27 protein-coding genes and 2 tRNA genes are annotated in these 26,134 nt (G+C 68.1%); 25 read left to right on the top strand and 4 right to left on the bottom strand.

Annotated elements, in window-relative coordinates; genetic code table 11:
• Positions 1–206: 206 nt before the first annotated feature.
• Together ACSQ14_RS10275 and ACSQ14_RS10270 are read right to left on the bottom strand one after the other, a co-directional pair.
• Positions 207–283 (bottom strand) — tRNA-Asp (locus ACSQ14_RS10275).
• Between the two features lie 50 nt (positions 284–333).
• Positions 334–410: transfer RNA gene (locus tag ACSQ14_RS10270), tRNA-Asp, on the bottom strand.
• A 499-nt stretch (positions 411–909) separates the two neighbouring features.
• On the opposite strand from ACSQ14_RS10270, the gene ACSQ14_RS10265 reads away from it, so the two are divergent.
• The 23 genes from ACSQ14_RS10265 to ACSQ14_RS10155 all read left to right on the top strand — a co-directional run bounded on the left by ACSQ14_RS10265 (position 910) and on the right by ACSQ14_RS10155 (position 23,446).
• A complete protein-coding gene (locus ACSQ14_RS10265) occupies positions 910–1,287 on the top strand; it encodes an NADH-quinone oxidoreductase subunit A (protein WP_436012328.1) in 378 nt (125 codons plus the stop codon).
• Positions 1,257–1,838 (top strand): NuoB/complex I 20 kDa subunit family protein, encoded by a 582-nt coding sequence (locus ACSQ14_RS10260; protein WP_436012326.1) that lies wholly within the window; start codon positions 1,257–1,259, stop codon positions 1,836–1,838. Before ACSQ14_RS10265 ends, ACSQ14_RS10260 begins: the two co-directional genes overlap by 31 nt.
• A complete protein-coding gene (locus ACSQ14_RS10255; protein ID WP_436012324.1) occupies positions 1,835–2,455 on the top strand; it encodes an NADH-quinone oxidoreductase subunit C in 621 nt (206 codons plus the stop codon). Before ACSQ14_RS10260 ends, ACSQ14_RS10255 begins: the two co-directional genes overlap by 4 nt.
• Positions 2,452–3,684 carry an NADH-quinone oxidoreductase subunit D gene (locus ACSQ14_RS10250; protein ID WP_436012322.1) on the top strand — a complete coding sequence of 411 codons (1,233 nt, stop codon included), beginning with the start codon at positions 2,452–2,454 and terminating at the stop codon, positions 3,682–3,684. Before ACSQ14_RS10255 ends, ACSQ14_RS10250 begins: the two co-directional genes overlap by 4 nt.
• Positions 3,681–4,028, top strand: coding sequence for a nuclear transport factor 2 family protein (locus ACSQ14_RS10245; RefSeq protein ID WP_436012320.1), 348 nt, complete (start codon positions 3,681–3,683; stop codon positions 4,026–4,028). Before ACSQ14_RS10250 ends, ACSQ14_RS10245 begins: the two co-directional genes overlap by 4 nt.
• Before the next feature lie 7 nt (positions 4,029–4,035).
• The gene (nuoE, locus tag ACSQ14_RS10240; protein ID WP_436012318.1) at positions 4,036–4,698 is read left to right on the top strand and encodes an NADH-quinone oxidoreductase subunit NuoE; all 663 of its coding nucleotides are present in this window, start codon (positions 4,036–4,038) and stop codon (positions 4,696–4,698) included.
• On the top strand, positions 4,698–6,011 hold the full coding sequence (gene nuoF / locus ACSQ14_RS10235; RefSeq protein WP_436012316.1) for an NADH-quinone oxidoreductase subunit NuoF: 1,314 nt from the start codon (positions 4,698–4,700) through the stop codon (positions 6,009–6,011). Before nuoE ends, nuoF begins: the two co-directional genes overlap by 1 nt.
• 3 nt (positions 6,012–6,014) lie before the next feature.
• Positions 6,015–8,057, top strand: a complete 2,043-nt coding sequence (gene nuoG / locus ACSQ14_RS10230; RefSeq protein WP_436012314.1) for an NADH-quinone oxidoreductase subunit NuoG — start codon at positions 6,015–6,017, stop codon at positions 8,055–8,057.
• Positions 8,058–8,060: 3 nt separating this feature from the next.
• Entirely contained in the window at positions 8,061–9,140 is a 1,080-nt protein-coding gene (gene nuoH / locus ACSQ14_RS10225) for an NADH-quinone oxidoreductase subunit NuoH (RefSeq protein ID WP_436012312.1), read from the top strand.
• Positions 9,141–9,338: 198 nt separating this feature from the next.
• Positions 9,339–9,830 carry an NADH-quinone oxidoreductase subunit NuoI gene (gene nuoI / locus ACSQ14_RS10220; protein WP_436012310.1) on the top strand — a complete coding sequence of 164 codons (492 nt, stop codon included), beginning with the start codon at positions 9,339–9,341 and terminating at the stop codon, positions 9,828–9,830.
• Between the two features lie 172 nt (positions 9,831–10,002).
• Positions 10,003–10,623 (top strand): NADH-quinone oxidoreductase subunit J, encoded by a 621-nt coding sequence (locus ACSQ14_RS10215; protein WP_436012308.1) that lies wholly within the window; start codon positions 10,003–10,005, stop codon positions 10,621–10,623.
• A complete protein-coding gene (nuoK, locus tag ACSQ14_RS10210) occupies positions 10,620–10,928 on the top strand; it encodes an NADH-quinone oxidoreductase subunit NuoK (RefSeq protein ID WP_111458380.1) in 309 nt (102 codons plus the stop codon). The genes ACSQ14_RS10215 and nuoK overlap by 4 nt, the downstream gene beginning before the upstream one ends.
• 9 nt (positions 10,929–10,937) lie before the next feature.
• Positions 10,938–13,043 carry an NADH-quinone oxidoreductase subunit L gene (nuoL, locus tag ACSQ14_RS10205; protein ID WP_436012306.1) on the top strand — a complete coding sequence of 702 codons (2,106 nt, stop codon included), beginning with the start codon at positions 10,938–10,940 and terminating at the stop codon, positions 13,041–13,043.
• A gap of 14 nt (positions 13,044–13,057) precedes the next feature.
• The gene (locus ACSQ14_RS10200) at positions 13,058–14,542 is read left to right on the top strand and encodes an NADH-quinone oxidoreductase subunit M (RefSeq protein ID WP_436012304.1); all 1,485 of its coding nucleotides are present in this window, start codon (positions 13,058–13,060) and stop codon (positions 14,540–14,542) included.
• 15 nt (positions 14,543–14,557) lie between these two features.
• Positions 14,558–15,988 (top strand): NADH-quinone oxidoreductase subunit NuoN, encoded by a 1,431-nt coding sequence (nuoN, locus tag ACSQ14_RS10195; RefSeq protein ID WP_436012302.1) that lies wholly within the window; start codon positions 14,558–14,560, stop codon positions 15,986–15,988.
• Complete coding sequence (locus ACSQ14_RS10190) at positions 15,989–16,729, top strand: biotin--[acetyl-CoA-carboxylase] ligase (protein WP_436012300.1); 741 nt, start codon at positions 15,989–15,991, stop codon at positions 16,727–16,729.
• 4 nt (positions 16,730–16,733) lie between these two features.
• Complete coding sequence (locus tag ACSQ14_RS10185; protein ID WP_436012298.1) at positions 16,734–17,507, top strand: type III pantothenate kinase; 774 nt, start codon at positions 16,734–16,736, stop codon at positions 17,505–17,507.
• Between the two features lie 5 nt (positions 17,508–17,512).
• On the top strand, positions 17,513–19,189 hold the full coding sequence (locus tag ACSQ14_RS10180; protein WP_436012296.1) for a ribonuclease J: 1,677 nt from the start codon (positions 17,513–17,515) through the stop codon (positions 19,187–19,189).
• Between the two features lie 190 nt (positions 19,190–19,379).
• Positions 19,380–19,802 (top strand): methylmalonyl-CoA epimerase, encoded by a 423-nt coding sequence (gene mce, locus ACSQ14_RS10175; protein WP_436012294.1) that lies wholly within the window; start codon positions 19,380–19,382, stop codon positions 19,800–19,802.
• Positions 19,802–20,062 (top strand): DUF1467 family protein, encoded by a 261-nt coding sequence (locus tag ACSQ14_RS10170; RefSeq protein ID WP_436012292.1) that lies wholly within the window; start codon positions 19,802–19,804, stop codon positions 20,060–20,062. Before mce ends, ACSQ14_RS10170 begins: the two co-directional genes overlap by 1 nt.
• Positions 20,063–20,149: 87 nt before the next feature.
• Positions 20,150–21,469: a proline--tRNA ligase gene (gene proS, locus ACSQ14_RS10165; protein WP_436012290.1), complete on the top strand. Its 1,320-nt coding sequence runs from the start codon at positions 20,150–20,152 to the stop codon at positions 21,467–21,469.
• A gap of 59 nt (positions 21,470–21,528) precedes the next feature.
• Positions 21,529–22,764 (top strand): lipoprotein-releasing ABC transporter permease subunit, encoded by a 1,236-nt coding sequence (locus ACSQ14_RS10160; protein ID WP_436015399.1) that lies wholly within the window; start codon positions 21,529–21,531, stop codon positions 22,762–22,764.
• Positions 22,757–23,446 (top strand): ABC transporter ATP-binding protein, encoded by a 690-nt coding sequence (locus tag ACSQ14_RS10155; protein ID WP_436012288.1) that lies wholly within the window; start codon positions 22,757–22,759, stop codon positions 23,444–23,446. The genes ACSQ14_RS10160 and ACSQ14_RS10155 overlap by 8 nt, the downstream gene beginning before the upstream one ends.
• A gap of 5 nt (positions 23,447–23,451) precedes the next feature.
• Here the strand turns inward: ACSQ14_RS10155 and ACSQ14_RS10150 are convergent, their stop codons facing one another.
• Complete coding sequence (locus tag ACSQ14_RS10150; protein ID WP_436012285.1) at positions 23,452–24,459, bottom strand: lysylphosphatidylglycerol synthase domain-containing protein; 1,008 nt, start codon at positions 24,457–24,459, stop codon at positions 23,452–23,454.
• Positions 24,460–24,669: 210 nt separating this feature from the next.
• On the opposite strand from ACSQ14_RS10150, the gene ACSQ14_RS10145 reads away from it, so the two are divergent.
• Complete coding sequence (locus tag ACSQ14_RS10145) at positions 24,670–25,314, top strand: BON domain-containing protein (protein ID WP_436012283.1); 645 nt, start codon at positions 24,670–24,672, stop codon at positions 25,312–25,314.
• Between the two features lie 6 nt (positions 25,315–25,320).
• On the opposite strand, the gene ACSQ14_RS10140 is transcribed toward ACSQ14_RS10145, so the two are convergent.
• Positions 25,321–25,728 (bottom strand): hypothetical protein, encoded by a 408-nt coding sequence (locus ACSQ14_RS10140; protein WP_436012281.1) that lies wholly within the window; start codon positions 25,726–25,728, stop codon positions 25,321–25,323.
• A gap of 63 nt (positions 25,729–25,791) precedes the next feature.
• Here ACSQ14_RS10140 and ACSQ14_RS10135 point away from each other — a divergent pair, with 63 nt between their 5' ends.
• Positions 25,792–26,103, top strand: a complete 312-nt coding sequence (locus ACSQ14_RS10135) for a polyhydroxyalkanoic acid system family protein (RefSeq protein WP_436012279.1) — start codon at positions 25,792–25,794, stop codon at positions 26,101–26,103.
• The last annotated feature ends 31 nt before the right edge of the window (positions 26,104–26,134 follow it).

The following is a 26,134-nucleotide window of genomic DNA, read 5'->3' as shown; positions in this document are numbered from 1 at the left end:
CACCGGTCATCCCCGCGAAAGCGGGGACCCAGGTGTTTTGTTGTCCGGTGGCCGACGTCGCCCTTGGCGCCCAAACTGAAAAAGCCTGGATCCCCGCTTTCGCGGGAACGAGCGGAAGGGAGAGAGAACGCGAGAGTGGCGGCAGCTAGCCGCCCGTCTCGTTCTGGAGTGGTCTGGATGGAAGTTCCGATTGGCCACCGAAAAAGTGGCGCGAGTGACGGGACTCGAACCCGCGACCTCCGGCGTGACAGGCCGGCGCTCTAACCAACTGAGCTACACCCGCGTGCGGGACTTCGTCTTCGCCTGGATTAAGGATCTTGGCCATCGAAGAGATGGCGCGAGTGACGGGACTCGAACCCGCGACCTCCGGCGTGACAGGCCGGCGCTCTAACCAACTGAGCTACACCCGCTTGCTGGACCGCGTTGGCCCCGGCGAGGGCGGCCTGATACGTCCCGCTCGGAATCGTGTCAACGGCATAGTGCGCCGCACCCCTCGGATCTGTGGATAGTCTGGCTCGGCGAGGTGCGTGGGGAGCGGGCGCGGCGGTGACCTGTCAGATCGTTCGTACGGTCCAAGCGGCGACGGCGGCGGACGCGTCCCGGCGACTCGCGGTCAGCGGTGAGCATGGATCCCTGGCTGGAAGCGGGAGGCGGCGGGACGCAGATCGCCTCGGGTTGCGAGCTGAATTCGTTGCTTTCGTCGACACTGCTTCGCATGTGCACGCGCTCAACGCGGGCCGGAACCAGCAGGCCGCCAGCTCTGTTGCAGAGACCACGGAGGCTGTGTGACGAGGCGCCGGGCGGGTGTCCGGCGCGCGGCCGCAATTTGACCTAACGCCGACATCAAAGCCGCGTTTGAATCAGCCGTATGGCTGGTCTAGAAGGGCGCCGACTCCCTCCGAGGACTCCATGAACGCGTTCCTTCTGCAGTACCTGCCCATCGTGATCTTCATCGGGATCGCGGCGGCGCTGGGTATCGCCTTCATCCTGGCCGCAGCCATTCTGGCGCCGAAGGCCCCGGACCCTGAAAAGCTGTCGTCGTACGAGTGCGGCTTCAACGCCTTCGACGACGCCCGAATGAAGTTCGACATCCGGTTCTATCTGGTGTCGATCCTCTTCATCATCTTCGACCTGGAAGTGGCCTTCCTGTTCCCCTGGGCGGTGTCGCTGATGAAGCTGCCCCCGGAGACGGCGCAGTTCGCCTTCTGGTCGATGATGGCGTTCCTCGGGGTGCTGACGGTGGGCTTCATCTACGAATGGAAGAAGGGAGCCCTGGAATGGGACTGATCGTTCCTGCGGGCGCCGCCGGCCGCTCCTCGGTGGAGGGCTATGACCCCAAGCTGCACGACCCGTATTTCGACGGCGTCTCGCAGCAGCTGGCGGACAAGGGCTTCGTCACCGCCGCCGCCGACGACCTGATCACCTGGGCGCGCACTGGCTCGCTGATGTGGATGACGTTCGGCCTGGCGTGCTGCGCGGTCGAGATGATCCAGGCGGCCATGCCGCGGTACGACGTGGAGCGTTTTGGCTTCGCGCCGCGCGCCAGCCCGCGCCAGTCCGACGTGATGATCGTCGCCGGCACGCTGGTGAACAAGATGGCCCCGGCGCTGCGCAAGGTCTACGACCAGATGCCGGAGCCGCGCTACGTCATCTCCATGGGCAGCTGCGCCAACGGCGGCGGCTACTACTATTTCAGCTATTCGACTGTGCGCGGCTGCGACCGCGTGCTGCCGGTGGACATCTACGTCCCCGGCTGCCCGCCGACCGCCGAGTCGCTGGTCTACGGAATCCTGCAGTTGCAGAAGAAGATCCGCCGCACCGGGACGATCGTGCGATGAGCTGGCCGCATTCCCACGCCGACCTGGAGCAGATCGGCCAGCGTCTCGTCGCCGACAGCGCCGGCGTCTTCACCGCCTATGAGGTGGCGTTCGGCGACCTGCGCGTCACCGCGCAGCTGCCGCGCATCGTCGAGGCCATGCGCCTGCTGCGCGACGCCGAGGGCTTCCAGCAGCTGATCGACATCTGCGGCGTGGACTATCCGGAGCGCGAACGGCGCTTCGACGTGGTCTATCACCTGCTGTCGCTGACCCGGAACCTGCGCATCCGGGTGAAGCTGCAGACCGACGAGGACACCGCGGTGCCCTCGGTCACTCCGGTCTACGGCAACGCCGACTGGTACGAGCGCGAGGCGTTCGACATGTACGGTGTCTTCTTCGACGGCCACCCCGACCTGCGCCGGATCCTCACCGACTACGGCTTCCACGGGCATCCGCTCCGCAAGGACTTCCCGATGACGGGCTATGTGGAGGTTCGTTACGACGACGAACTGAAGCGGGTCGTCTATGAGCCGGTGAAGTCGGTCGAGTGGCGCAACTGGGACTTCCTCTCGCCCTGGGAAGGCATGGAGCGCGGCGTCGGCCCGCTGCCGGGCGACGAGAAGGGTGAGAAGGCATGACCGGCGCGAACACGCCTGCCGCTTCCGTCGACGCGAACGTCGCCGGCGGCGAGACCAAGATCCGCAAGTTCAACATCAACTTCGGTCCGCAGCACCCGGCGGCGCACGGCGTGCTGCGCCTGGTGCTGGAGCTGGACGGCGAAGTGGTCGAACGGGTCGATCCGCACATCGGCCTGCTGCACCGCGGCACCGAGAAGCTGATGGAGGCGCGGCCCTACGCGCAGTCGATCCCGTACTTCGATCGGCTGGACTACGTCGCGCCGATGAACCAGGAGCACGCCTTCGTGCTCGCCATCGAGCGGATGATCGGCGTCGAAGTGCCGATCCGCGGCCAACTGATCCGGGTGCTCTACTCGGAGATGGGCCGGATCCTGAACCACCTGCTCAACGTCACCACCCAGGCGATGGACGTCGGCGCGCTGACCCCGCCGCTGTGGGGCTTCGAGCAGCGCGAGAAGCTGATGGTGTTCTACGAGCGCGCGTCTGGCGCGCGCCTGCACGCCAACTACTTCCGCGTCGGCGGCGTCCGCCAGGACCTGCCGCCGGAGCTGGTGCAGGATATCGCCGACTGGTGCGACCAGTTCCCGAGGATCCTGGACGATATCGAAGGCCTGATCACCGACAACCGCATCTTCAAGCAGCGCAACGTCGACATCGGCGTGGTCAGCAAGGAAGAGGCGCTCGCCTGGGGCTTCTCCGGCGTGATGGTGCGCGGTTCGGGCGTGGCCTGGGACCTGCGCCGCAGCCAGCCCTACGAGTGCTACAACGACTTCGAGTTCGACATTCCGCTCGGCGTCAACGGCGACTGCTACGACCGCTACCTCTGCCGGATGGAAGAGATGCGGCAGTCGACGAAGATCATGAAGGAAGCCTGCCTGCGGCTGCAGAAGACGCCGGGCCTGGTGCTTTCCGACGACCACAAGGTCTCGCCGCCACGGCGTGGGGAGATGAAGCGCTCGATGGAGGCGCTCATCCACCACTTCAAGCTCTACACCGAGGGCTATCGCACGCCGCCCGGCGACATCTACGCCGCCGTCGAGGCGCCCAAGGGCGAGTTCGGCGTCTATCTGGTCAGCGACGGCACCAACAAGCCGTACCGCTGCAAGATCCGCGCGCCGGGATATCCGCACCTGCAGGCGATGGACGCGATGAACCGCGGCCACATGCTGGCCGATGTCGCCGCCATCCTCGGCTCCATCGATATCGTGTTTGGGGAGATCGACCGTTGACCGTCGCCAAGCTTTCGAACGTCGACCTCGTCCAAGCGCAGCTCGAGGCCTACAACGCCCAGGACCTGGACGCCTATTGCGCCTTCTTCGCGGACGACGTCGTCGTCTCCGACCTGAACGGCGCCGTCGGCACCCAGGGGCTCGCGGCCTACCGCACCAAGTACGACGGCGTCTTTAAGCAGTTCCCCGAGAACAAGGTGGAGCTGCTGAGCCGCATGGTCTGCGGGTCCACGGTCATCGACCACGAGAAGGTGGTCCGCAGCCCCGGCGGCGACACCTTCGAGGTAATCGCCATCTACACCCTCGCGGACGGCAAGATCGCCCGCGTCGACTTCGCCAAGTGAGGCCGAATTGAGCGTCCGACGCCTTTCGCCGAACCAGCCGGAGAGCTTCGCTTTCAGCGCCGAGATGCTGAAGCAAGTGAAGGGCTGGATCGCCAACTACCCCGCCGGCAAGCAGCAGTCGGCGGTGATCCCGCTGCTGTGGCTCGTCCAGAAGCAGGAAGGCTGGGTGTCCGAGCCGGCGATCCGCGTGGTCGCCGAGACGCTCGGCATGCCGGTGATCCGCGTGCTCGAGATCGCCACCTTCTACACCATGTTCATGCTGGAGCCGGTCGGCAGCCATGCGCTGGTGCAGGTCTGCGGCACCACGCCCTGCCAGCTGCGCGGCTCCGAGGACCTGATCGCCCTCTGCAAGAAGAAGATCGGGCCGCGCGACCACAAGTCGGCCGACGGCAAGTTCTACTGGCAGGAAGTCGAGTGCCTGGGCGCCTGCTCGAACGCGCCGATGGCTGCGATCAACGACTACTACTACGAAGACCTGACGGCCGAGACGCTCGAGAAGATCCTCGACGACTTCGCGGCGGGCAAGAGGCCGGCGCCGGGCTCGGCCATCGGCCGGCAGAACGCGGCGCCTGAGGGCGGTCCGATGACGCTCACCGACCCGTCGCTCTACGACGGCTCGCGCGCCAAGAAGATCAAGATCCCCAATCTGCCGGCGAAGGAGAAGGCGTGATGGCGGGGATCCTGCAGGACAAGGACCGCATCTTCACCAACCTCTACGGCCTGCACGACTGGGGCCTGGAAGGGGCGAAGAAGCGCGGCGCGTGGAACGGCACCGCCGACATCATCGCCCAGACGCCGGAGTGGATCTGCGACCAGATCAAGGCCTCGGGCCTGCGCGGCCGGGGCGGGGCGGGGTTCGCCACCGGGCTGAAGTGGACCTTCATGCCCAAGCAGGAGAGCGAGCGGCCGCACTACCTGGTCGTCAACGCCGACGAATCCGAGCCGGGCGCCTGCAAGGACCGCGAGATCCTGCGCAACGATCCGCACCTGCTGATCGAAGGCTGCCTGATCGCCTGCCGCGCGATGCGCGCGCGCACGGCCTACATCTACATCCGCGGCGAGTACGTCTTCGAGCGCGAGCGGCTGACCGCGGCCATCCAGCAGGCCTATGACGCCAAGCTGATCGGCCCGGGCAACGTCCACGGCTGGGACTGCGACATCCGCGTCCACCATGGCGGCGGCGCCTACATCTGCGGCGACGAGACCGCGCTGATGGAGAGCCTGGAAGGCAAGAAGGGCCAACCGCGCCTGAAGCCACCGTTCCCGGCCGGCGCCGGCGTCTGGGGCGCGCCCACGACCATCAACAACGTCGAGACCATCTCGGTGGTCGGCAGCATCCTGCGCCGCGGCGCCGAATGGTTCGCCGGCTTCGGCACCGAGAAGTCGACGGGGGTCAAGCTGTTCGCGGCCTCGGGCCACGTGAACAAGCCCTGCGTCGTCGAAGAGGCGGTCGGCATCTCCGTGAAGCAGCTGATCGAAGACCACTTCGGCGGCGTGCGCGGCGGCTGGAAGAACCTCAAGGCGGTCATCCCGGGCGGCATCTCGGTGCGCATGATCCCGGCGGCCGAGTGCGAAGAAGCACTGATGACCTACGAGGACCTGCAGGCCCGCGGTTCGGGCCTCGGCACCGGCACCATGATCGTCATGGACAAGGACGCCGACCTCGTGAAGGCGATCGCCCGGGCCTCCTACTTCTACAAGCACGAGAGCTGCGGCCAGTGCACGCCGTGCCGTGAAGGCACCGGCTGGATGTGGCGGGTGATGGAGCGGATGGTCACCGGCGAGGCGGAGATGTCGGAGATCGATCTCCTGCTCGACGTCGCCTCCCAGGTGGAAGGCCACACCATCTGCGGCCTCGGCGACGCGGCCGCCTGGCCGATCCAGGGCCTGTTCCGCCACTTCCGCCACGAGGTGGAGGACCGCATCACCCAATACCGCGCGCGCAAGGCCGTCTACGCCGGCGCGAAGGTCGCGGCGGAGTAACCCATGCCAATCGCCAAGGTCGACGGGGTCGAAGTCGAGTTCGAGCCCGGCATGAACGTGCTGCAGGTGGCGGAACTCGCGGGGAAGGAAATCCCGCGGTTCTGCTACCACGAGCGTCTCTCCATCGCCGGCAACTGCCGGATGTGCCTCGTCGAGGTGAAGCCGGGCCCGCCGAAGCCGCAGGCCTCCTGCGCCCTGCCCGCGGCGGAGAACATGGAGATCTTCACCGACACGCCGATGGTGAAGAAGGCGCGCCACGGGGTGATGGAGTTCCTGCTCATCAACCACCCGCTGGACTGCCCGATCTGCGACCAGGGCGGCGAGTGCGATCTTCAGGACCAGGCCATGGGCTATGGCCGCGACGACTCCCGCTACCAGGAGAACAAGCGGGCGGTCGAAGAAAAGCAGATGGGCCCGCTCATCAAGACCGTGATGACGCGCTGCATCCAGTGCACCCGCTGCGTGCGGTTCATCACCGAGGTCGCGGGCGTGCCGGACATCGGCCTGATCTCCCGCGGCGAAGACGTTGAAATCACGACCTATCTCGGCAAGGCGGTGACCTCCGAGCTGTCGGCCAACGTGATCGACCTGTGTCCGGTCGGCGCGCTGACCCACAAGCCCTGGGCGTTCAACTACCGCCCCTGGGAGCTGAAGAAGACCGAGAGCGTCGACGTCATGGACGCGCTGGGCGCGGCGATCCGCGTCGACAGCCGCGGCCCGGGCGTGCTGCGCGTGCTGCCGCGCAACAACGACGACGTCAACGAAGAGTGGATCAGCGACAAGACCCGCTACGCGGTGGACGGCCTGTCGCGGCAGCGGCTCGACCGCCCGTACGTGCGGGTCGGCGGCAAGCTGCGCCCGGCGAGCTGGACCGAGGCGCTGGACGTCGTCGCCGGCAAGCTCAAGGCGGCCGCCGCCGAGCGGATCGGCGTGATCGCCGGCGACCTGCAGGACGCCGAGTCGATGAAGGCCGCCCTCGACCTGTTCCGCGGCCTGGGCGCAGCCTCGACCGACTGCCGCCAGGACGGCATGGCGCTGGGCGACGGCCCGCGCGAGAGCTGGCTGTTCAACTCGACCGTGGCCGGCATCGAAGAGGCCGACCTGGTGCTGCTGGTCGGCGTCAATCCGCGCCTCGAGTCGCCGGTGCTCAACGCCCGCCTGCGTAAGCGCTGGCTGGCGGGCGCGCTGCGCGTCGGCGTGATCGGTGAACAGGCCGACCTGACCTACGACTACGACTACCTGGGCGCCGGTCCGCAGACGCTGGGCGGCCTGAGCCGGCAGCGCAACGACTTCGTCAAGGCGCTCAAGGAAGCCAAGGCTCCGGCGATCATCGTCGGCGCCGGCGCGCTCGCGCGCGCCGACGGCGCGGCGGTGCTGAAGGCCGCCGCGGGCGTGGCCAAGAGCTTCAACCTGCGCTGGAACGTGCTGCAGTCGGCGGCCAGCCGGGTGGCCGGTCTCGACCTCGGCTTCGTGCCGGCGCAAGGCGGCAAGACCGCCGGCGAGCTGGTGCAGAAGGGCGCGGCTGACGTGCTCTTCCTGCTCGGCGCCGACGAGCTCGACCTGTCGAAGACCGACGCCTTCGTCGTCTATCTGGGCACCCACGGCGACGCCGGCGCGCACCGCGCCGACGTGATCCTGCCGGGCGCGGCCTACACCGAGAAGAACGGCATCTACGTCAACACCGAGGGCCGGGTGCAGCTCGGCGCTCGGGCGGTGTTCCCGAAGGGCGAGGCCAAGGAAGACTGGGCGATCCTGCGCGCGCTGTCCGAGCGTCTGGGGGCCACGCTGCCCTACGACACCCTCGACCAGTTGCGCGCCAAGCTGTTCGCTGATCATCCGACCTTCGGCCGGATCGACTATGTGGCGGCTCCGGCCAGCGTCAGCCTCGACTTCGCCGCGCTCGGCGCGGCGGGCGAGGTGGCCGACACGCCGTTCGCCAGCCCGATCAAGAACTTCTACCTGACCAATCCCATCGCGCGCGCCAGCGTCACGATGGCTGAATGCGCGGCCCTGGTCTCGGGTCCCGCACAGATCGCCGCGGAGTAGGGGATGCAGCCTGTTGTGACCAATAGCTTCTGGACCACGCCGGGCGGCTGGACCCTGATCACCGTCGGCCAGATCCTGGCGGTGATGATCTGGATCCTGCTGTCGCTAGCCTTCCTGCTGCTGGCGGACCGCAAGATCTGGGCCGGCGTGCAGATGCGCAAAGGCCCGAACGTGGTCGGGCCGTTCGGCCTGCTGCAGTCCTTCGCCGACTTCCTGAAGTTCGTGCTGAAGGAGATCGTGGTCCCGTCCGGCGCCGACAAGGCGGTGTTCCTGCTGGCGCCGTTGATCAGCTTCACCCTGGCGTTCGGCGCTTGGGCGGTCGTGCCGCTGGCCCCGGGCTGGGTGGTCGCCGACCTCAACGTCGGCATCCTGTACCTGCTGGCGATCTCCTCGCTCGGCGTCTACGGCATCATCATGGGCGGCTGGGCGTCGAACTCGAAGTACCCGTTCCTCGGGTCGCTTCGCTCGGCGGCGCAGATGGTCTCCTACGAGGTCTCGATCGGCTTCATCATCATCACGGTGATCCTGCTGGCCGGCACCATGAACCTGCAGCAGATCGTCGAGAGTCAGGCCGGCGGGTTCTGGAACTGGTACGTGTTCGGCGGCCCGGGCGGCTTCGCCAAGCTGCCGATGCTGCTGGTGATGATCCCGATGGCGGTGATCTTCTTCATCTCGGCGCTGGCGGAAACCAACCGCCCGCCGTTCGATCTGCCGGAAGCGGAGTCGGAACTCGTCGCCGGCTATCAGGTCGAGTACTCGTCCACGCCGTATCTGCTGTTCATGATCGGCGAGTATTCGAACATCGTGCTGATGTGCGCGATGATCACCGTGATGTTCTTCGGCGGCTGGCAGGCGCCGTTCCCGACCGACTTCACGGCCTCTTGGCCCGCGACGGCGACCAGCTTCTTCGGGTTCATGTGGTTCTTCCTGAAGATCATTTTCTTCTTCTTCCTGTTCGCCATGGTGAAGGCGATCGTACCGCGCTACCGCTACGACCAACTGATGCGCCTCGGCTGGAAGGTGTTCCTGCCGATGTCGCTGGTCGCCGTGGTGCTGGTCGCCGCCTGGCGCGTGTTCGCGTGATGCGGATGGCGGCCTTCCCACTCCTGGCGCTGGCGCTCGCCGGCTGCGCCGGCGGGGCGACCCGGGACGAGGGGGTGGCCACCCTGGACGCGCTTCGTGATGCGCAGGCCGTCTGCGCCGCGCGCGGCGGGACGATGCAACTCAAACCCGATGGCGACCCGCAGTCGATCAGCGCGTACGCCTGTCAGAGGATTTAGGATGTTCAACCGGATCGGACAGGCCGTGAAGGGCGCAGCCCTTCTGGACTTCGCCGGCGCCTTCGGGCTGGCCATGAAGTACCTGGTCAAGCCGAAGATGACCGTTCAGTACCCGCACGAGCGCAACCCGCAGAGCCCGCGCTTCCGCGGCGAGCACGCGTTGCGCCGCTATCCGAACGGCGAAGAGCGCTGCATCGCCTGCAAGCTGTGCGAAGCGGTGTGCCCGGCGCAGGCGATCACCATCGAGGCTGAGCCGCGCGAAGACGGCAGCCGCCGCACGACCCGCTACGACATCGACATGGTGAAGTGCATCTACTGCGGCCTGTGCCAGGAGGCCTGCCCGGTGGACGCCATCGTCGAAGGGCCGAACCTGGAGTTCGCCACCGAGACCCGCGAGGAGCTCTACTACGACAAGGAGCGCCTGCTGGATAACGGCGACCGCTGGGAGCGCGAAATCGCGAAGAACCTGGAACTGGACGCGCCCTACCGATAAGAGACGGGCGCGATTCGAAGCACTGCTGAAGTAACCGCGTCACGGTCCGGTTTGACTGGACCGCCCCTCCGCAAGCCGCCCTCGACGGGACGGCGCAATGCGGGGCAGGGGTCGCCCGGAAGGGCCGGGCGAAGACGAAGACGTTGAAACCGAGGGGTTGAGAACAGCCGCAATGGCCCTGCAGGCGATCGCATTTTACCTGATGGCGGTGACCACCGTCATAGCCGGCTTGGCCGTCGTTTCGGCGCGCAACCCGGTGCACTCGGTGCTCTTCCTGATTCTGGCCTTCTTCTCGGCGGCCGGCCTCTTCGTGCTGATGGGCGCGGAGTTCCTGGCGATGCTGCTGGTCGTGGTCTACGTCGGCGCGGTCGCGGTGCTGTTCCTGTTCGTCGTGATGATGCTCGACGTGGACTTCACCGCGCTGCGGCAGGGCTTCGCGCAGTATCTGCCGATCGGCGGCGCGATCGCCGCGGTGCTGGCGGCCGAGATGGTGTTCGTCTCGACGACGGTGGCGAGCCAGGGCGCGGCCCGGCTCAACGCCTCGCCGATGGCCAACGGCGGCGGCGACGTCACCAACGTCGAGGCGATCGGCAAGGTGCTTTACACCGACTACATCTACTTCTTCCAGGCCGCGGGCATGGTGCTGCTGGTCGCCATGATCGGCGCGATCGTGCTGACGCTGCGCCACAAGCCCGGCGTCAAGCGTCAGGTGATCGCCGACCAGGTCGCGCGCACCCCGCAGACCGGCATGCGCGTCGTCACCCTCAAGCCCGGCCAAGGGATCGAGCAATGACCATCGGCCTCGCCCATTATCTCGCGGTCGCCGCGATCCTGTTCACGATCGGGGTCTTCGGCATCTTCGTGAACCGCAAGAACATCATCGTCATCCTGATGTCGGTCGAGCTGATCCTGCTCGCGGTGAATATCAACCTGGTGGCGTTCTCGGTCTATTTGCACAACGTGGTGGGGCAGATCTTCGCCATGTTCGTGCTGACCGTCGCCGCCGCCGAGGCCGCCGTCGGCCTCGCCATCCTGGTCACCTTCTTCCGCAACCGCGGCGACATCTCCGTCGACGACGCTTCGATGATGAAGGGCTGAGCGAGAGCAATGGATCCGAAGTCCCTCGTCACCGTCATCCTGTTCGCGCCGCTGATCGGCGCGATCATCGCCGGCCTGTTCGGTCGCCGGATCGGCAACACCGTCTCGATGGCGGTCACCACCGGCCTGCTGTTCCTGGCCGCGGTCCTGTCGTGGACCGTCTTCTCGCAGTGGACCTGGGGCGGCCTCGAGCCGTTCACCATCACCTACCTGCCGTTCGTCCACGTCGGCGACTTTGTCTCCAACTGGTCGTTCCGGCTGGACGGCCTGTCGGCGGTGATGCTGGTCGTGGTGACCTCGGTGTCGAGCCTCGTGCACCTCTATTCGTGGGGGTACATGGCCGAGGACGACTCCAAGCCGCGGTTCTTCGCCTACCTGTCGCTGTTCACCTTCGCCATGCTGGCGCTGATCAGCGCCGCCGACTTCATGCAGCTGTTCTTCGGCTGGGAAGGCGTGGGCCTGGCGAGCTACCTGCTGATCGGCTTCTGGTTCAAGAAGCCGACCGCCAACGCCGCCTCGATCAAGGCCTTCGTCGTCAACCGCGTCGGCGACTTCGGCTTCGCGCTCGGCATCATGACGGTGTTCTGGGCGTTCGGTTCGATCCAGTTCGCCGAGATCTTCCCGCAGATCGCGGCCAACGCTGACCGCACCTGGGAGTTCGCCGGCCAGCACTGGCGCCTGATGGACCTGGCCTGCTCGCTGCTGTTCGTCGGCGCGATGGGCAAGTCGGCGCAGTTCTTCCTGCACACCTGGCTGCCGGACGCGATGGAAGGCCCGACCCCGGTGTCGGCGCTGATCCACGCGGCGACCATGGTCACCGCCGGCGTCTACATGGTCTGCCTGCTGTCGCCGATGTTCGAGTACGCGCCGACCGCGAAGCACATCGTCGTCTTCATCGGCGCCATCACCGCCCTGTTCGCCGCGACCGTCGGCATGGTGCAGAACGACATCAAGCGGGTGATCGCCTACTCGACCTGCTCGCAGCTCGGCTACATGTTCATGGCCGCCGGCGTCGGCGCCTACCAGTCGGGGATGTTCCACCTCTTCACCCACGCCTTCTTCAAGGCGCTGCTGTTCCTGGGCGCCGGCTCGGTGATCCACGCCATGGCCCACGAGCAGGACATGCGCCGCTACGGCGGGCTAGCGAAGTACCTGCCGGTGACCTTCGCGGTCATGACCATCGGCACCATCGCCATCACCGGCCTGGGAATCCCGGGCGTGGAACTCGGCTTCGCCGGCTTCTACTCGAAGGACTCGATCATCCACGCCGCCTTCTCGGCGGGCCAGGCGGGCGACCCGATGGGCTACTTCGCCTTCGTCGTCGGCGTCTTCGTCGCCGGGCTGACCGCCTTCTACTCCTGGCGTCTCGCCTTCTTCACCTTCAACGGCCAGGCCCGCTGGACCAGCGAGGACCTCGAGCACCACTGGCACAACCGCGACCATGAGCATGGTCACGGCCACGACGACCACGCGTCGGAAGCTCAGCTCGAGACCCACGACGAGCCGCTGGCTGCCCACGACCATGGTCATGGCCACGGTCACGGCCCGGCGCTGCCGCACGAGAGTCCGTGGACCATGCGCCTGCCGCTGATGCTGCTGTCGATCGGCGCGATCGCCGCGGGCTTCGCCTTCCATCACCAGTTCATCGGCGCTGAGCAGCACGAGTTCTGGCGCGGGGCGATCTTCACCGCGCCGACCAACCACGTGCTGGGTGCGCATCACTTCCCGACCTGGGTGGTGATGGCGCCGCTGGTGGCGTCGGTCGGCGGGCTGCTGATCGCGGCCTATGTCTACCTGCTGCACCAGGGCATGGGCGCGCGGCTGGCCGCGCGGCAAGGCCCGCTCTACGTGTTTTTCTACAACAAGTGGTTCTTCGACGAGCTCTACCAGGCGACCTTCGTCCGCGGGGCGAAGTTCCTGGGCGACCTGTTCTGGAAGGGCGGCGACCAGAAGATCATCGACGGCCTGGGCCCCGACGGGGTTTCGGCGGTCTCCGTCGCGCTGGGCCGCGGCGGCAGCCGCCTGCAGACCGGCTACCTGTACCACTACGCCTTCGTGATGCTGCTCGGGGTGGCGGGTCTTCTGACCTACGCCCTGTGGGCGTGGAACGTCTGAGGGGGAACTGACCGATGCCTATTCTCTCCCTCATCACCTTCGCGCCGCTCCTCGGCGTCGCGGCGATCTTCGCGCTGCGGATGTTCGGCCAGCCGGACGACGCCAAACTGGTGTCGACCGCCAAGTGGATCGCGCTGGTCACCACGCTGGCCACGCTGGCGCTCTCGGTGCTGCTGGTCGCGCAGTTCAACCCCAACGACGCCGGCTTCCAGTTCGTCGAGGAGCACGCCTGGTTCGCCGGCCTGTACTACCGCATGGGCATCGACGGCATTTCGGTGCTGTTCGTCCTGCTGACCGCCTTCCTGATGCCGATCTGTATCGCCGCCTCCTGGCAATCGATCGAGCACAGGGTGCCCGCCTACCTGATCGCCTTCCTGGTGCTGGAGACGCTGGTGATCGGCGTGTTCTGCGCGCTGGACCTGGTGCTCTTCTACATCTTCTTCGAACTCGGCCTGGTGCCGATGTTCCTGATCATCGGCATCTGGGGCGGGAAGCGCCGGGTCTACGCGGCCTTCAAGTTCTTCCTCTACACCCTGCTCGGCTCGGTGCTGATGCTGGCCGCCATCCTGGTGATGATCAACATCACCGGCACCAGCTCGATCCCGGAACTGATGACCTACCGCTTCGGCGACGGCGTGCAGACCTGGCTGTGGCTGGCCTTCTTCGCCTCGTTCGCGGTGAAGATGCCGATGTGGCCGGTGCACACATGGTTGCCCGACGCCCACGTCGAGGCGCCGACCGCGGGTTCGGTGATCCTGGCCGGCATCCTGCTGAAGATGGGCGGCTACGGCTTCATGCGCTTCAGCCTGCCGATGTTCCCGCAGGCCTCGGAGCTGTTCACGCCGCTGGTGTTCGCCCTGTCGGTGATCGCCATCGTCTACACCTCGCTGGTCGCCTTCCGGCAGGAGGACATCAAGAAGCTGATCGCCTACTCGTCGGTCGCCCACATGGGCTTCGTGACCATGGGCATCTTCTCCGGCAATCCGGCCGGCGAGCAGGGCGCGCTGTTCCAGATGCTGAGCCACGGCCTGATCTCGGGCGCGCTCTTCCTCTGCGTCGGCGTGGTCTACGACCGCATGCACACCCGCGAGATCGCCTTCTACGGCGGGCTGGTGAACCGCATGCCCTGGTACGCCGCGGTGTTCATGCTGTTCACCATGGGCAATGTCGGCCTGCCGGGCACCTCGGGCTTCGTCGGCGAGATCCTGACCATGACCGGGGCCTACGGCGCCTCGACCTGGACCGCGCTGATCGCCGCCACCGGCGTCATCCTCTCGGCGGTCTATGCGCTGTCGCTCTATCGGCGGGTGATGTTCGGCGAGATGGTCAATCCGAAGCTGGCCGCGATCACCGACCTCGACGCGCGCGAGGTGGCGATCTTCGCGCCGCTGATCGCCGGGACCCTGATCCTCGGCGTCTATCCGAATTTCGTGTTCAACCTGACCCAGACCTCGGTCGACCACCTCGTGACGGTCTACCGGGCGGCTGTCGGCGGGTGAAGGGCTGATCCGTAGATGAACTTCTCCGCCGATCTTAGTCTGGCTTTCCCGCAGCTGATCCTGGGCGTCGGCGCCCTGGTGCTGCTCGTCTGGGGCGCGTTCGCGCCGCGTTCGACCACTGCGGTGGCCGGCGCCGCCGTGGTCGCGCTGCTGGGCGCGGCGTTCGCCGCCGCCACCGGCCCGATGGGCCGCGCCTTCGGCGGCGGGCTGATCGCCGACCAGGCCTCGGCCTTCGCCCAGGTCGCCATCTACCTCGCCAGCGCCGTCGCCATTCCGCTCGGCCAGCCGTGGTTCGAGCGGCGCGGCGTGCGCAACTTCGAATTCCCGGTGCTGATCCTGCTGGCGGCGCTCGGCATGGGCATGATGGCCGCCTCGGGCGACCTGATCTCGCTCTACATCGGCGTCGAACTGCACTCGCTGGCGCTCTACGTGCTGGCGGCCATGCACCGCGACGACGCCAAGGCCTCCGAGGCCGGGCTGAAGTACTTCGTGCTGGGCGCGCTGTCGTCGGGCCTGCTGCTGTATGGCGCGAGCCTGATCTACGGCTTCGCCGGCTCCACGCTCTACAGCGACATCGCCGTCGCCGTGCAGAGCGGCGCCGGCACCGGCGTGCTGTTCGGCCTGGTCTTCCTGATGTGCGGCCTGGCGTTCAAGGTCTCGGCCGCGCCGTTCCACATGTGGACGCCGGACGTCTACGAAGGCGCGCCGACGCCGGTCGTGGCCTTCTTCGCCGCGGCTCCGAAGCTGGCGGCCATGGTGCTGTTCGCCCGGGCCTTGGGCCAGGGCTTCGCCGGCGCCGCCGAGCAGTGGCAGCAGGTGCTGGTGGCGCTCGCGCTGATCTCGATCGCGGTCGGCGCCTTCCAGGGCCTCGCCCAGCGAAACCTGAAGCGGCTGTGGGCCTACTCCTCGATCGCCAACATCGGCTACGCGCTGCTGGGGATGGCCGCGGCCGACCAGGCGGGCATGCAGTCGATGCTGGTCTTCATGGTCCTCTACATGATCGACGTGACCGGCTTCTTTGCCTGCCTGGCGGCGCTGTCGCGCCAGGGCCGGTCGATGGAGACGATCGACGACATGGCCGGGCTCATCAAGGAGCAGCCCGGCATCGCGATCGCCATGAGCGTGTTCGCCCTGTCGGCGCTCGGCCTGCCGCCGTTCTCCGGCTTCTGGGCGAAGATCTACGTCTTCAAGGCGGCGCTGGGCGCCGGGCTCGGCCCGGCGGCGGTCGCCGGCCTGGTCGGCTCGGTCGTTGCGGCCTTCTACTACCTGCGGCTGATCAAGGTGATGTGGTTCGACGCCAGCCAGGGCGCGACCGACCGACCGCCGGCGGAAGCCCGCGCGATCGGGCTCGGCCTGGCGCTGTTCTCCTTCCCCGTGGTGCTGGTGGCCCTGGTCTGGATCGATCCGCTGGCGCAGGCCGCTGCGGCTGCGTTCGGTCTCGCCTAGTTGGCCCTTCACCCGCCGATCGAGGCCTACGACGAACTCGACTCCACCAACGCCGAAGCCCGTCGACGGGCCGAGACGGGGGAGGCGGGGCCCGTCTGGATCACCGCCAAGCTGCAGACCGCCGGGCGCGGCCGGCGTGGCCGCAGTTGGACGACGGACGAGGGCAACCTCGCCGCCAGCCTGCTGATGACCACCGACGCGCCGGCGGCCGAGGCGGCGCAGGTCTCGTTCCTGGCGGCGCTGGCCGCCGCCGAACTGGCCGACACCTGCCTGGGCCCGGGGGCGGCGCAGCTGAAGTGGCCGAACGACGTCCTGGTCTACGGCAAGAAGGCGGTCGGCATTCTCGTGGAATCCGGCGCGCGCGCGGACCGTAGCCTGTGGCTGGCGGTCGGCGTCGGCGTGAACCTCGCGCGCCATCCGACCGACGTGGAGCGGCCGGCGACCAGCTTCGCCGAGCATGTCGCCGGTCGCCCGCCCGAGCCGCGCCAAGCGCTGGAGATCCTCGCCGCCCGCTTCGAGCGCTGGCGCGCGGTCTGGTCGGCTGAGGGCTTTGCGCCGATCGCCGAGGCGTGGACGGCGCGGGCCTACGGCCTTGGCCAGCGCTGCGAGGCGCGACTGCCGAACCGGACGGTGCTCGGCGTGGCGGAAGGCATGGATTCGGACGGCGCGCTGCGGCTGCGGTTGGATGACGGGACTGTGGAACGGATCACCGCAGGCGACGTCTTCTTCGGGGGAGGCTGAGCACATGCTGCTGGCCATCGAGCAGGGCAACACCAACACCATGTTCGCCGTCCATGACGGCCAACGCTGGATCGCCCAGTGGCGCGCGGCCACCGAGAGCACGCGCACCGCCGACGAGTACGCCGTCTGGCTCTCGCAGCTACTGGCGATGGCCGGGTTGCAGCTGGGGGTGTTCAACGGCTGCATCATCTCGAGCGTCGTCCCACAGTCGATCTTCAACCTGCGAAACCTCGCGCGCCGCTATCTGCACGTGGAGCCGCTAGTAATCGGCGAGAACGCCGAACTCGGCATCTCGGTGCGGATCGACAAGCCGTCCGAGGCCGGCGCCGACCGGCTGGTCAACGCCATCGGCGCGCACATGGCCTATCCCGGCGACCTGATCGTCATCGACAGCGGCACCGCGACCACGTTCGACGTGATCGGTGGGGACGGCGGCTTCGAGGGCGGGGTGATCGCGCCGGGGATCAACCTCTCGATGGAGGCGTTGCACAACGCGGCGGCCAAACTCCCCCGGGTCGCCATCCAGAAGCCGCAGCGGGTGGTGGGAACCGATACCGTGGGCGCCATGCAGTCCGGCGTATTCTGGGGCTACATCGGCCTGATCGAAGGCCTGATCGAGCGCATCAAGGCCGAGCGCAACGGCCCGATGACCGTGGTGGCCACCGGCGGAGTCGCCTCGCTGTTCCACGGCGCGACGCTGGCGATCGACCATTTCGATTCGGACCTGACCATTCGCGGCATGCTGGAAATCTGGCGCCGTAACTCCAAAACCGGGTGAGGCCGATGGCGTCCCAGTCTGACGAACTCGTTTTCCTGCCGCTGGGCGGGTCCAACGAGATCGGCATGAACTTCAATCTGTACGGCTTCGGTCCACCGCATGATCGGCGGTGGATCGTCGTCGACCTTGGCGTGACGTTCGGCGACCAGCTGACGCCGGGCGTCGAGGTGATCCTGCCGGATCCGACCTTCATCGAGGAATACGCCGACCGGATCCTCGGGATCGTCATCACCCATGCGCATGAGGACCACCTCGGCGCCGTGGCCTGGCTGTGGCCGCGGCTCAAGGCGCCGGTCTACGCCACGCCGTTCACCGCCTTCATCCTGCGCGAGAAGTTGCGCGAGGCCGACCTGCTGGACGAGGTCGAGCTGCACGAGGTGCCGCTCGGCGGCGAGATCGACCTCGGCCCGTTCCACCTCGAGCTGATCACCCTGACCCACTCGATCCCCGAGCCGAACGGCCTGGCGATCAAGACGCCGCTTGGCACGGTGCTGCACACCGGCGACTGGAAGATCGACCCGGACCCGGTGCTCGGCCAGGTCACCGACCAGGACGCGATCCGCAAGCTCGGCGACGAGGGCGTGCTGGCGATGGTCTGCGACTCGACCAACGTCTTCGTCGAGGGCGTGGCCGGCTCCGAGGCGGAGGTGCGCGACGCGTTGACCCCGCTGATCGGCCAGATGAAGGGCAAGGTCGCGGTCGCCTGCTTCGCCTCCAACGTGGCGCGGATGAACTCCGTGGCGCGCGCCGCCAAGGCCAACGGCCGGCGGGTCTGCCTGGTTGGCCGCTCGATGCACCGGATGGCGGCGGCGGCGAAGTCGGTCGGACTGATGACCGACCTGGATCCGTTCGTCACCGAGCAGGAGGCCGGCCACTACCCGGCCAACGAGATCCTGTTCCTCTGCACAGGCAGCCAGGGCGAGCCGCGCGCGGCGCTGGCGCGGATCGCCGAGGGCACGCACCCGCACGTCAGCCTCGGCGCGGGGGACGCCTGCGTCTTCTCCTCGCGCGTGATCCCCGGCAACGAGATCCCGATCCGCAATCTGCAGAACCGGCTCGCCGACCGCGGCGTGCGGCTCTACACCGAGCGCGACCATCCGGGCATCCACGTCTCCGGCCACCCGTGCCGCGACGAGCTCGCCGAGATGTATCGCTGGGCGCGGCCGCAGATCGCGGTGCCGACCCACGGCGAGCGCCGCCACCTGCTGGAGCATGTGGCCTTCGCCCGCGACCTGCAGGTTCCGCAGCAGATCGCGCCGCGCAACGGCGACATGGTCCGTCTGGCCCCCGGCCGAGCGGAGATCGTCGACGAGGTGCCGGCCGGCCGGCTGTTCGTCGACGCCGGTGTGCTGACACCGGAGAACGGCGAGGCGCTGCGCGAGCGCCGCCACGCCGCGCACAACGGCGTCGTCGCGGTCTCGGTGGCGCTCGACAAGCGCGGCCGCATTGTCGCCGGGCCGCAGATCAAGGCGCTGGGACTGCCGACCGACGAGGACTATCCGCTCGACGAGGTGATGGACGACCTCTCGGTGGCGGCGACCGAGGCGCTCAACCGCCTGTCCGGCGACGACCGCGACCTCGACAGCACCGTCGAGACTGCGATGTCGCGGGCGGTGAAGAAGGCCAGCCAGCGAATCTGGGGCCGCCGGCCGGTCGTCGAGACGACGGTTCTGCGGGTCTGATCGAACAGCTCGTCATCGCCCGGCTTGTCCGGGCGACCCAACCCAAGGTCGCCCCGCAACAACTGCGGTCGGCGTTTTGGGGTGGATGGCCCGGACAAGCCGGGCCCTGACGGGGTGAATGGGCGCGAGGGGCGTTTTGCGCCTTTGCGCCCTCTCGCATCACGCGACGCAAAGCGGTATAGCGGCGGCCATGATCGGTAAGCTCAATCACGTGGGCGTCGCGACGCCCTCCATCCAAGACGCCATCGCCATGTACCGTGATGTGCTTGGCGCGACCTCCATCACCGAACCGTTCGTGATGGAAGAGCAGGGCGTTCGCGTCTGCTTCGTGAACCTGCCGAACAGCCAGATCGAGCTGCTCGAGCCCTATGGCGAGAAGTCGCCGGTGCGGGCCTTCATCGAGAAGAACCCGAAGGGCGGCCAGCACCATGTCTGCTTCGAGGTCGAGGACATCCTCGCCGCGCGTGACGACATGGTCGCCAAGGGCGCGACCGTGCTGAACGACGGCAAGCCGCGGATCGGCGCGCACGGCACCCCGGTGATCTTCGTCCATCCGAAGAACATGGGCGGCGTGCTGGTCGAGCTGATGGAGACCCCGAAGGGCGCGCACTGATGGGCGTCGGCACCACCATCGCGCTCTATTTGACGGTCTGGTGGACGGTGCTGTTCGCCATCCTGCCGTTCGGCTCGAAGAGCTTCGCCGAGGCCGGCATCGATCCGGAGGGCGGCGACCCCGGCGCGCCGGTGAATCCGAACCTGAAGCGCAAGTTCATCACCACGACCTGGGTCTCGGCGCTGGTCATGCTGGTGATCCTGGGCGTGGTTCATTCCCACATAATCGACCTCGACAAGCTGCCCTGGCGAACAAGCTGAACCTGAAGACGCCGTCTGCGCGTTGCCAAGGTGAGGCTGCCGGGGCTATCTGACCGGCTCTTCGCTTCATCAGGGACGCCCGAGCTCATGCGCCTTTCGCGTTACTTCATGCCGACCTTGCGCGAGGCTCCGTCCGACGCGCAGATCGTCTCGCACCAGCTGATGCTGCGCGCGGGGATGATCCGCCAGGAAGCGGCCGGCATCTACGCCTGGCTGCCGCTCGGCCTGAAGGTGCTGAAGAAGATCGAGCAGGTGGTCCGCGAGGAAATGGACCGCGCCGGCGCCGTCGAGGTGCTGATGCCGACCCTGCAACTCGCCGACCTGTGGCGCGAGAGCGGCCGCTACGACGACTACGGCGAGGAGATGCTGCGCATCAAGGATCGCCACGACCGCGACCTGCTGTACGGCCCGACCGCGGAAGAGGTGATCACCGACATCTTCCGCAGCTACGTGAAGTCCTACCGGGACCTGCCGAAGAACCTCTACAACATCCAGTGGAAGTTCCGCGACGAGCGGCGCCCGCGCTTCGGCGTGATGCGCGGCCGCGAGTTCCTGATGAAGGACGCCTATTCCTTCGACGTCGACGAGGCCGCGGCCCGGCGTGCGTACAACCGCATGTTCCTGGCCTACCTGAACGTCTATTCGCGGCTGGGTCTGAAGGCGATCCCGGTGCGAGCCGACACCGGTCCGATCGGCGGCGACCTCTCCCACGAATTCATCATCCTGGCCGACACCGGCGAGAGCGAAGTCTTCGCCCACCGCGATCTGGTGGAGATGGGCGCGCCGGGCCCGGACATCGACTGGGACGGCGACCTGCAGCCGCTGGTCGAGCAACGCACCCGGCTCTATGCGGCCAGCGACGAGATGCACGACCAGGCCCGGTTCGAGGTCGAAGCGCCCGAGGACAAGCGGATGTCGGCGCGCGGCATCGAGGTCGGCCACATCTTCTTCTTCGGCGAGAAGTACTCGAAGCCGATGAAGGCCATGGTCGCCGGGCCCGACGGCGTCGAGCGGCCGGTGCAGATGGGCTCCTACGGCGTCGGCGTCTCGCGCCTGGTGGCGGCGATCATCGAGGCCAGCCATGACGGCTCGGGGATCATCTGGCCGGAGAGCGTCGCGCCGTTCGGCGCGGCCGTGGTCAACCTGCGGGTCGGCGACGCCGCGGTGGATGCGGTCGCCGAGCAGGCCTATCGGGCGCTGCAGGCGGCCGGCAAAGAGCCGCTGCTGGATGACCGCGACGAACGCCCGGGCGCCAAGTTCGCCTCGCTGGATCTGGTCGGCGTGCCCTGGCAGCTGATCGTCGGCCCCAAGGGGGTCGCCGACGGCGTGGTCGAGATCAAGCGACGCGCCACGGGTGAGCGCCAGACGCTGCCGCTGGAGGCGGCGCTCAAGGTGATCTGCGCGTGAGCGTGAACGCCGCGGCCCCCAACGGCGGCCGCGCGCCGCCCTTCGGCTCCTGGGAGCGGATGCTCGCCGGTCGCTACCTGCGCGCCAAGCGCAGTCAGGGCGGGGTGGCGCTGATCTCGATCATCTCCTTCATCGGCATCATGCTGGCGGTGGCGGTGCTGATCATCGTCATGTCGGTGATGAACGGGTTCCGCGCCGAACTGCTCAGCCGGATCCTCGGCTTCAACGGCCATCTGTTCGTCGGCGGGGCGGTGCTCGACCGGCCCGACCGCGACCAGGTCCTGGCGCAGATCATCAAGGTGCCCGGCGTGGTCCACGCCGCCCCGATCGTCGAGGCCCAGGCCATCGCCATGGGCCCCGGCCAGATCACCGGCGTCATCGTCCGCGGGGTGCGGCCGCAGGATCTCGCCGCGACCCCGCTGGTCGCCGGCAACGTCACCCGCGGGTCGCTGAAGGGCTTCGGCGAGGGCGAGTTCGGCGGCGACATGGTCGTCATCGGCGAGCGGCTGGCGCAGTCGCTGGGCGTGCGGCCCGGCGACCCGCTGACCCTGATTTCGCCGTCGGGCGGGGCGACCGCCTTCGGCGGCACGCCGCTGCAGAAGACCTACACCGTGGGCGCGACCTTCACCGTCGGCATGAGCCAGTACGACCAAGCCTACATCTACATGCCGCTCGCCCAGGCGCAGCTGTTCTTCGGCCGCGAAACCAGCGTCGACGCGGTCGAGATCAAGGTGGTCGATCCGGACAAGGCGGGGCTGTCGAAGGCGGCGGTCGCGCGTGCGGCAGGGCCCGGGGCGCTGGTGACCGACTGGACGCAGCGCGATTCGTCGTTCTGGGGCGCGCTGAAGGTCGAGCGCAACGTCATGCGCCTGATCCTGATGCTGCTGGTCGCGATCGCGGCGATGAACATCATCTCCGGCCTGGTGATGCTGGTGAAGAACAAGGGGCGCGACATCGCCATCCTGCGCACCATGGGCGCCAGCGCCGGCTCGATCATGCGGATCTTCTTCATGTCCGGGGCGATGGTCGGCGTGCTGGGCACCGCCGCGGGTCTGCTGCTCGGCCTGCTGATCTCGCTCTACATCGGGCCGATCCAGGCCTTCGTCGAATGGGCGACCGGGGCGGCGGTGTTCTCCTCGGACGTCTATTTCCTGTCGCGGCTGCCGGCCAAGGTCGACTGGGCCGAGGTCGGGCTGATCACCTTCTGGGCGCTGGCCATGTCGTTCGTGGCCACCCTTCCGCCCGCCTGGCGCGCCTCGCGCCTCGATCCTGTGGAGGCGCTGCGTTATGAGTGAGCCGGTCCTTTCGATCCGTGGGCTGGAGCGCTCCTACGTCACCGGCGCCGGCAAGCTCACCGTGCTGCGCGGCGTCGACCTCGACGTGAAGCCCGGCGAAGTCGTCGGGCTGATCGGGCCTTCCGGCTCCGGAAAGTCGTCGCTGCTGCACGCCGCCGGGCTGCTGGAGCATCCGGATGCCGGCCGCATCACCGTGCTCGGCCGCGACTGTTCGGACCTGGGCGAGCGTGCGCGCACCCGGGTGCGGCTGGCCAACATCGGCTTCGTCTATCAGTTCCACCACCTGCTGCCGGAGTTCTCGGCGCTGGATAACGTGGCCCTGCCGCAGATGATCGCCGGCCGCACGCGGCGGGCCGCGCGCGAGCGGGCCAAGGGCCTGCTGGCGGAGCTCGGCCTGGAGGCGCGCACCCACCACCAGCCGGCGCAGATGTCCGGCGGCGAACAGCAACGGGTGGCGATCGCCCGGGCGCTGGCCAACGCGCCGCGGCTGTTGCTGGCCGACGAGCCCACCGGGAATCTCGACCCCGGCACCTCGGGGACGGTGTTCGACGCGCTCTACGACCTGGTGCGCAACCAGGGCGTAGCGGCGCTGATCGCCACCCACAACCTCGAGCTCGCCAAGCATATGGACCGGGTGTTCGCGCTGAAGGACGGCCGGCTCGAGGAGCAGCCGAAGGGCTGAACCGCTCAGCGGCGGCGCAGAACGGTGTCGCCGGCCAGCGCCAGGCCGGCGATGATCAGCGGCAGCACGTAGTAGGCCAGCCGATAGCCGAGGAAGGCCGCCGCGAGCGGCGCGGCGTCGGCGTGCGGCAGCAGGGCGGAGATCGAGCCTTCGAAGACCCCGGCGCCGGCCGGCACGGTCGAGATCAGTCCGGCCACGGTCGAGATCGCATAGGCCCCGACGAAGGTCTGGTAGGGCACGGTCCCCAACGGCATCAGCAGCCAGATGATCGCCGCGGCGATTCCGTTGTCGACCACGCCGATGATGACCTGGGCCATGGCGTCGCCGGGCGACGGCAGGCGGAAGCTGCGGCCGAAGATGCGCAGCGGCGCGCGGGCCACCGCACACAGCGTCACATAGCAGAGCACCGCTGAGACCAGCGTCCAGCCGACCGTGCGGGCGAGCTGGACCGGAATCGCCGTCGCCGCCAGCTGCTCGGCCGGCGACAGGGCCAGCCCGGTTCCCCCGAGGGTGGCGATGCCGACGGCGAAGGACATCCCGCCGAACAGCGTCGTGGCGGCGACCTGGCTCAGCGTGACGCCATAGCGGTCGTAGAGCCGGGCGCGCACCGCCCCGGACACCAGCAGGTTGGCGCCGACCGAATGGGCGATGCCGTTGGCGAGGAAGGACACCGCCTGAACGGCGCCGAAGGGGACGCTGGCGCCGGCCCAGCGCACGCCCAGCCATTCGACGACCCCCATCAGGAAGAAGCTGGCGGCGGCCAGGGCGATGGCGCCGAGGATGCGTGCGTGGCCCCAGGCGTTCATCGCCTCGGCGACGGCGGCGAAGCTCAGATGATGGAACTCGCGCCACAGCACGACCCCGGCGGCGACCAGCAACACCGCCGGAACCAGGCGCAACGCCCAACGCCGCGCCACGACGGCGGGGCCGCCGCGCGGCGGCTCACGATGGTGCGGCGCCGGATCTGCCACCGGTTCGGGGAAGGGGGCGGACGTGTCGCGCAGCTGGAGCACGAACTGGGTCTCTCGCGAGTCGCGGCCTCGGTCACGAGCCTAACACGCGCGCGGAGTGCGGATCCTCCGGCGGCCGACGCCCTCTATCAGAGAATTCCCCTGCTGCGCGCGATCAATTGTCGCCCGTGGCCGACGGCCGGCGATCGCGGCGGAACCGAAGGCCACGGCGCAGGTTTCTGGCCCTGAACCGTGATGCAAGGAGGAGGAACCATGCCTTGGGATCGGACGCGCGAAGAACGCGCACGTGAAGAGCGCCGGGCGCACTGGGACGAGCGTCGCGACCCGCCTCAGGACGACTACGGCCTGGCCGACTATTCGACCGACTACGGCTACGATCCGGATCGCCGGGCCGGCTATCGGGCTGCGGAGGAGACCGGCCAGCGGGCGGACGACTTCGGCCAGGCCGATTATTCCACCGACTTCGCCTACGATGCGGAGCACGGTCGGGGCTACCGGCGCTACGCCGAGGAGGACCCGGGGTACGACCCGGCCGCCGAGCGCGACCGCGGCTATGGCCGCCCGATGGCCCGCGGCCCTGATGCCCGCGGCGAGCGGGAAGCCAGCGTCCGGGAAGAGGGCCGGTCGTGGCGCCTGTTCGGCCGCGACGACAGCGAGGCACGCCGCCGGCGCGGACCGTCCGACCGGGTGCTGTGGGCGGTTATCGTCGAGCGCCTGGAGGACCAGCGCGGGCTCGACCTGCGCGACGTCGAAGTGGTCGTCGACAACGCCGAAGTGACGCTCAACGGCACGGTGCGTCGGAAGGACGACAAGCGGCGGATCGAGGACCTGGCCGATCTGAACGGCGTGCGGCACGTGCAGAACAACCTGCGGGTCCGCGAGCGGCGCTGGTTCTAGGCGGCCTCAGGCACGTGGCGGGAAGCGCCGGCGGAACCGCGCGACCAGGATCGGGACCGCCGCGGCGCTGATCCCGCCGATGTCGGCCACCCAGTTGCGCACCAGCGGCCGGAGCTCCGCGCCGGCCAGCAGGTGGCTGGCCTCCAGCAGGCTGGCGAAGATGGCCAGTCCCATGATCAAGCGCCGCAGCTGCGCCCGCGGCATGGCGGCGAGCGCGGACAGCAGCAGGACATAGAAGGCGGCGAAGTGCTGCAGATAGTGCGAGCGCACGAACTGCGGCACCATCCACTTGGGCAGGAAGACGGCGATGACGATCGCCAGCAGGGCCGCGAGGAAGCTGAGGCGGGCCAGCACGGCGAGGGGCCCATCATCGGGATACCGGCCCCTGCCGAAGAGCGTGCGGTCCTCGTCCATCATTCGCCTCTGTTAGCAAGCCGCCACGGAACCCCCAAGCCCGGCTCCACCGTTCATAGGAGCATGAGCAAGGCCATCACCATGAGCATCCCGCACGAGCTGGGCCGCGCCGAGGCGCGACGCCGCATCGATGAGGGGTTCGCCAGCTTCTCGCAGCATATGGGCGCGGTGGCGGGCGCGTTGTCGAAGACCTGGAGCGGCGACCGGTTGAACTTCAAGTTCGGCGCGCTCGGCCAGACCATCTCCGGCACGATCGATGTCGAGGACGCCGCGATCAAGCTGGAGGTGCTGCTGCCCGGCATGCTGGGCATGCTGGCCAACAAGGTGAAGGGACGGCTCAGGAAGGAAAGTCAGCTGCTGCTCGAGAAGAAATAAGGCAGCTGTCTCGCATCTTCGCTTCGCCCAC

The sequence above is a fragment of the Phenylobacterium sp. LjRoot219 genome (assembly GCF_964252995.1).
Lineage (GTDB): Bacteria > Pseudomonadota > Alphaproteobacteria > Caulobacterales > Caulobacteraceae > Phenylobacterium.
This window is presented reverse-complemented; position numbering and strand designations above follow the sequence as displayed.

Excerpts from the sequence above, each read along its gene's own strand:
- ACSQ14_RS10265 (WP_436012328.1), top strand. The coding sequence starts at position 910 with ATGAACGCGTTCCTTCTGCAGTACCTGCCCATCGTGATCTTCATCGGG.
- ACSQ14_RS10260 (WP_436012326.1), top strand. The coding sequence starts at position 1,257 with ATGGAAGAAGGGAGCCCTGGAATGGGACTGATCGTTCCTGCGGGCGCC.
- ACSQ14_RS10255 (WP_436012324.1), top strand. The coding sequence starts at position 1,835 with ATGAGCTGGCCGCATTCCCACGCCGACCTGGAGCAGATCGGCCAGCGT.
- ACSQ14_RS10250 (WP_436012322.1), top strand. The coding sequence starts at position 2,452 with ATGACCGGCGCGAACACGCCTGCCGCTTCCGTCGACGCGAACGTCGCC.
- nuoF (WP_436012316.1), top strand. The coding sequence starts at position 4,698 with ATGGCGGGGATCCTGCAGGACAAGGACCGCATCTTCACCAACCTCTAC.
- nuoG (WP_436012314.1), top strand. The coding sequence starts at position 6,015 with ATGCCAATCGCCAAGGTCGACGGGGTCGAAGTCGAGTTCGAGCCCGGC.
- nuoH (WP_436012312.1), top strand. The coding sequence starts at position 8,061 with ATGCAGCCTGTTGTGACCAATAGCTTCTGGACCACGCCGGGCGGCTGG.
- nuoI (WP_436012310.1), top strand. The coding sequence starts at position 9,339 with ATGTTCAACCGGATCGGACAGGCCGTGAAGGGCGCAGCCCTTCTGGAC.
- ACSQ14_RS10215 (WP_436012308.1), top strand. The coding sequence starts at position 10,003 with ATGGCCCTGCAGGCGATCGCATTTTACCTGATGGCGGTGACCACCGTC.
- nuoK (WP_111458380.1), top strand. The coding sequence starts at position 10,620 with ATGACCATCGGCCTCGCCCATTATCTCGCGGTCGCCGCGATCCTGTTC.
- nuoL (WP_436012306.1), top strand. The coding sequence starts at position 10,938 with ATGGATCCGAAGTCCCTCGTCACCGTCATCCTGTTCGCGCCGCTGATC.
- ACSQ14_RS10200 (WP_436012304.1), top strand. The coding sequence starts at position 13,058 with ATGCCTATTCTCTCCCTCATCACCTTCGCGCCGCTCCTCGGCGTCGCG.
- nuoN (WP_436012302.1), top strand. The coding sequence starts at position 14,558 with ATGAACTTCTCCGCCGATCTTAGTCTGGCTTTCCCGCAGCTGATCCTG.
- ACSQ14_RS10185 (WP_436012298.1), top strand. The coding sequence starts at position 16,734 with ATGCTGCTGGCCATCGAGCAGGGCAACACCAACACCATGTTCGCCGTC.
- ACSQ14_RS10180 (WP_436012296.1), top strand. The coding sequence starts at position 17,513 with ATGGCGTCCCAGTCTGACGAACTCGTTTTCCTGCCGCTGGGCGGGTCC.
- mce (WP_436012294.1), top strand. The coding sequence starts at position 19,380 with ATGATCGGTAAGCTCAATCACGTGGGCGTCGCGACGCCCTCCATCCAA.
- ACSQ14_RS10170 (WP_436012292.1), top strand. The coding sequence starts at position 19,802 with ATGGGCGTCGGCACCACCATCGCGCTCTATTTGACGGTCTGGTGGACG.
- proS (WP_436012290.1), top strand. The coding sequence starts at position 20,150 with ATGCGCCTTTCGCGTTACTTCATGCCGACCTTGCGCGAGGCTCCGTCC.
- ACSQ14_RS10160 (WP_436015399.1), top strand. The coding sequence starts at position 21,529 with ATGCTCGCCGGTCGCTACCTGCGCGCCAAGCGCAGTCAGGGCGGGGTG.
- ACSQ14_RS10155 (WP_436012288.1), top strand. The coding sequence starts at position 22,757 with ATGAGTGAGCCGGTCCTTTCGATCCGTGGGCTGGAGCGCTCCTACGTC.
- ACSQ14_RS10145 (WP_436012283.1), top strand. The coding sequence starts at position 24,670 with ATGCCTTGGGATCGGACGCGCGAAGAACGCGCACGTGAAGAGCGCCGG.
- ACSQ14_RS10140 (WP_436012281.1), bottom strand. The coding sequence starts at position 25,728 with ATGGACGAGGACCGCACGCTCTTCGGCAGGGGCCGGTATCCCGATGAT.
- ACSQ14_RS10135 (WP_436012279.1), top strand. The coding sequence starts at position 25,792 with ATGAGCAAGGCCATCACCATGAGCATCCCGCACGAGCTGGGCCGCGCC.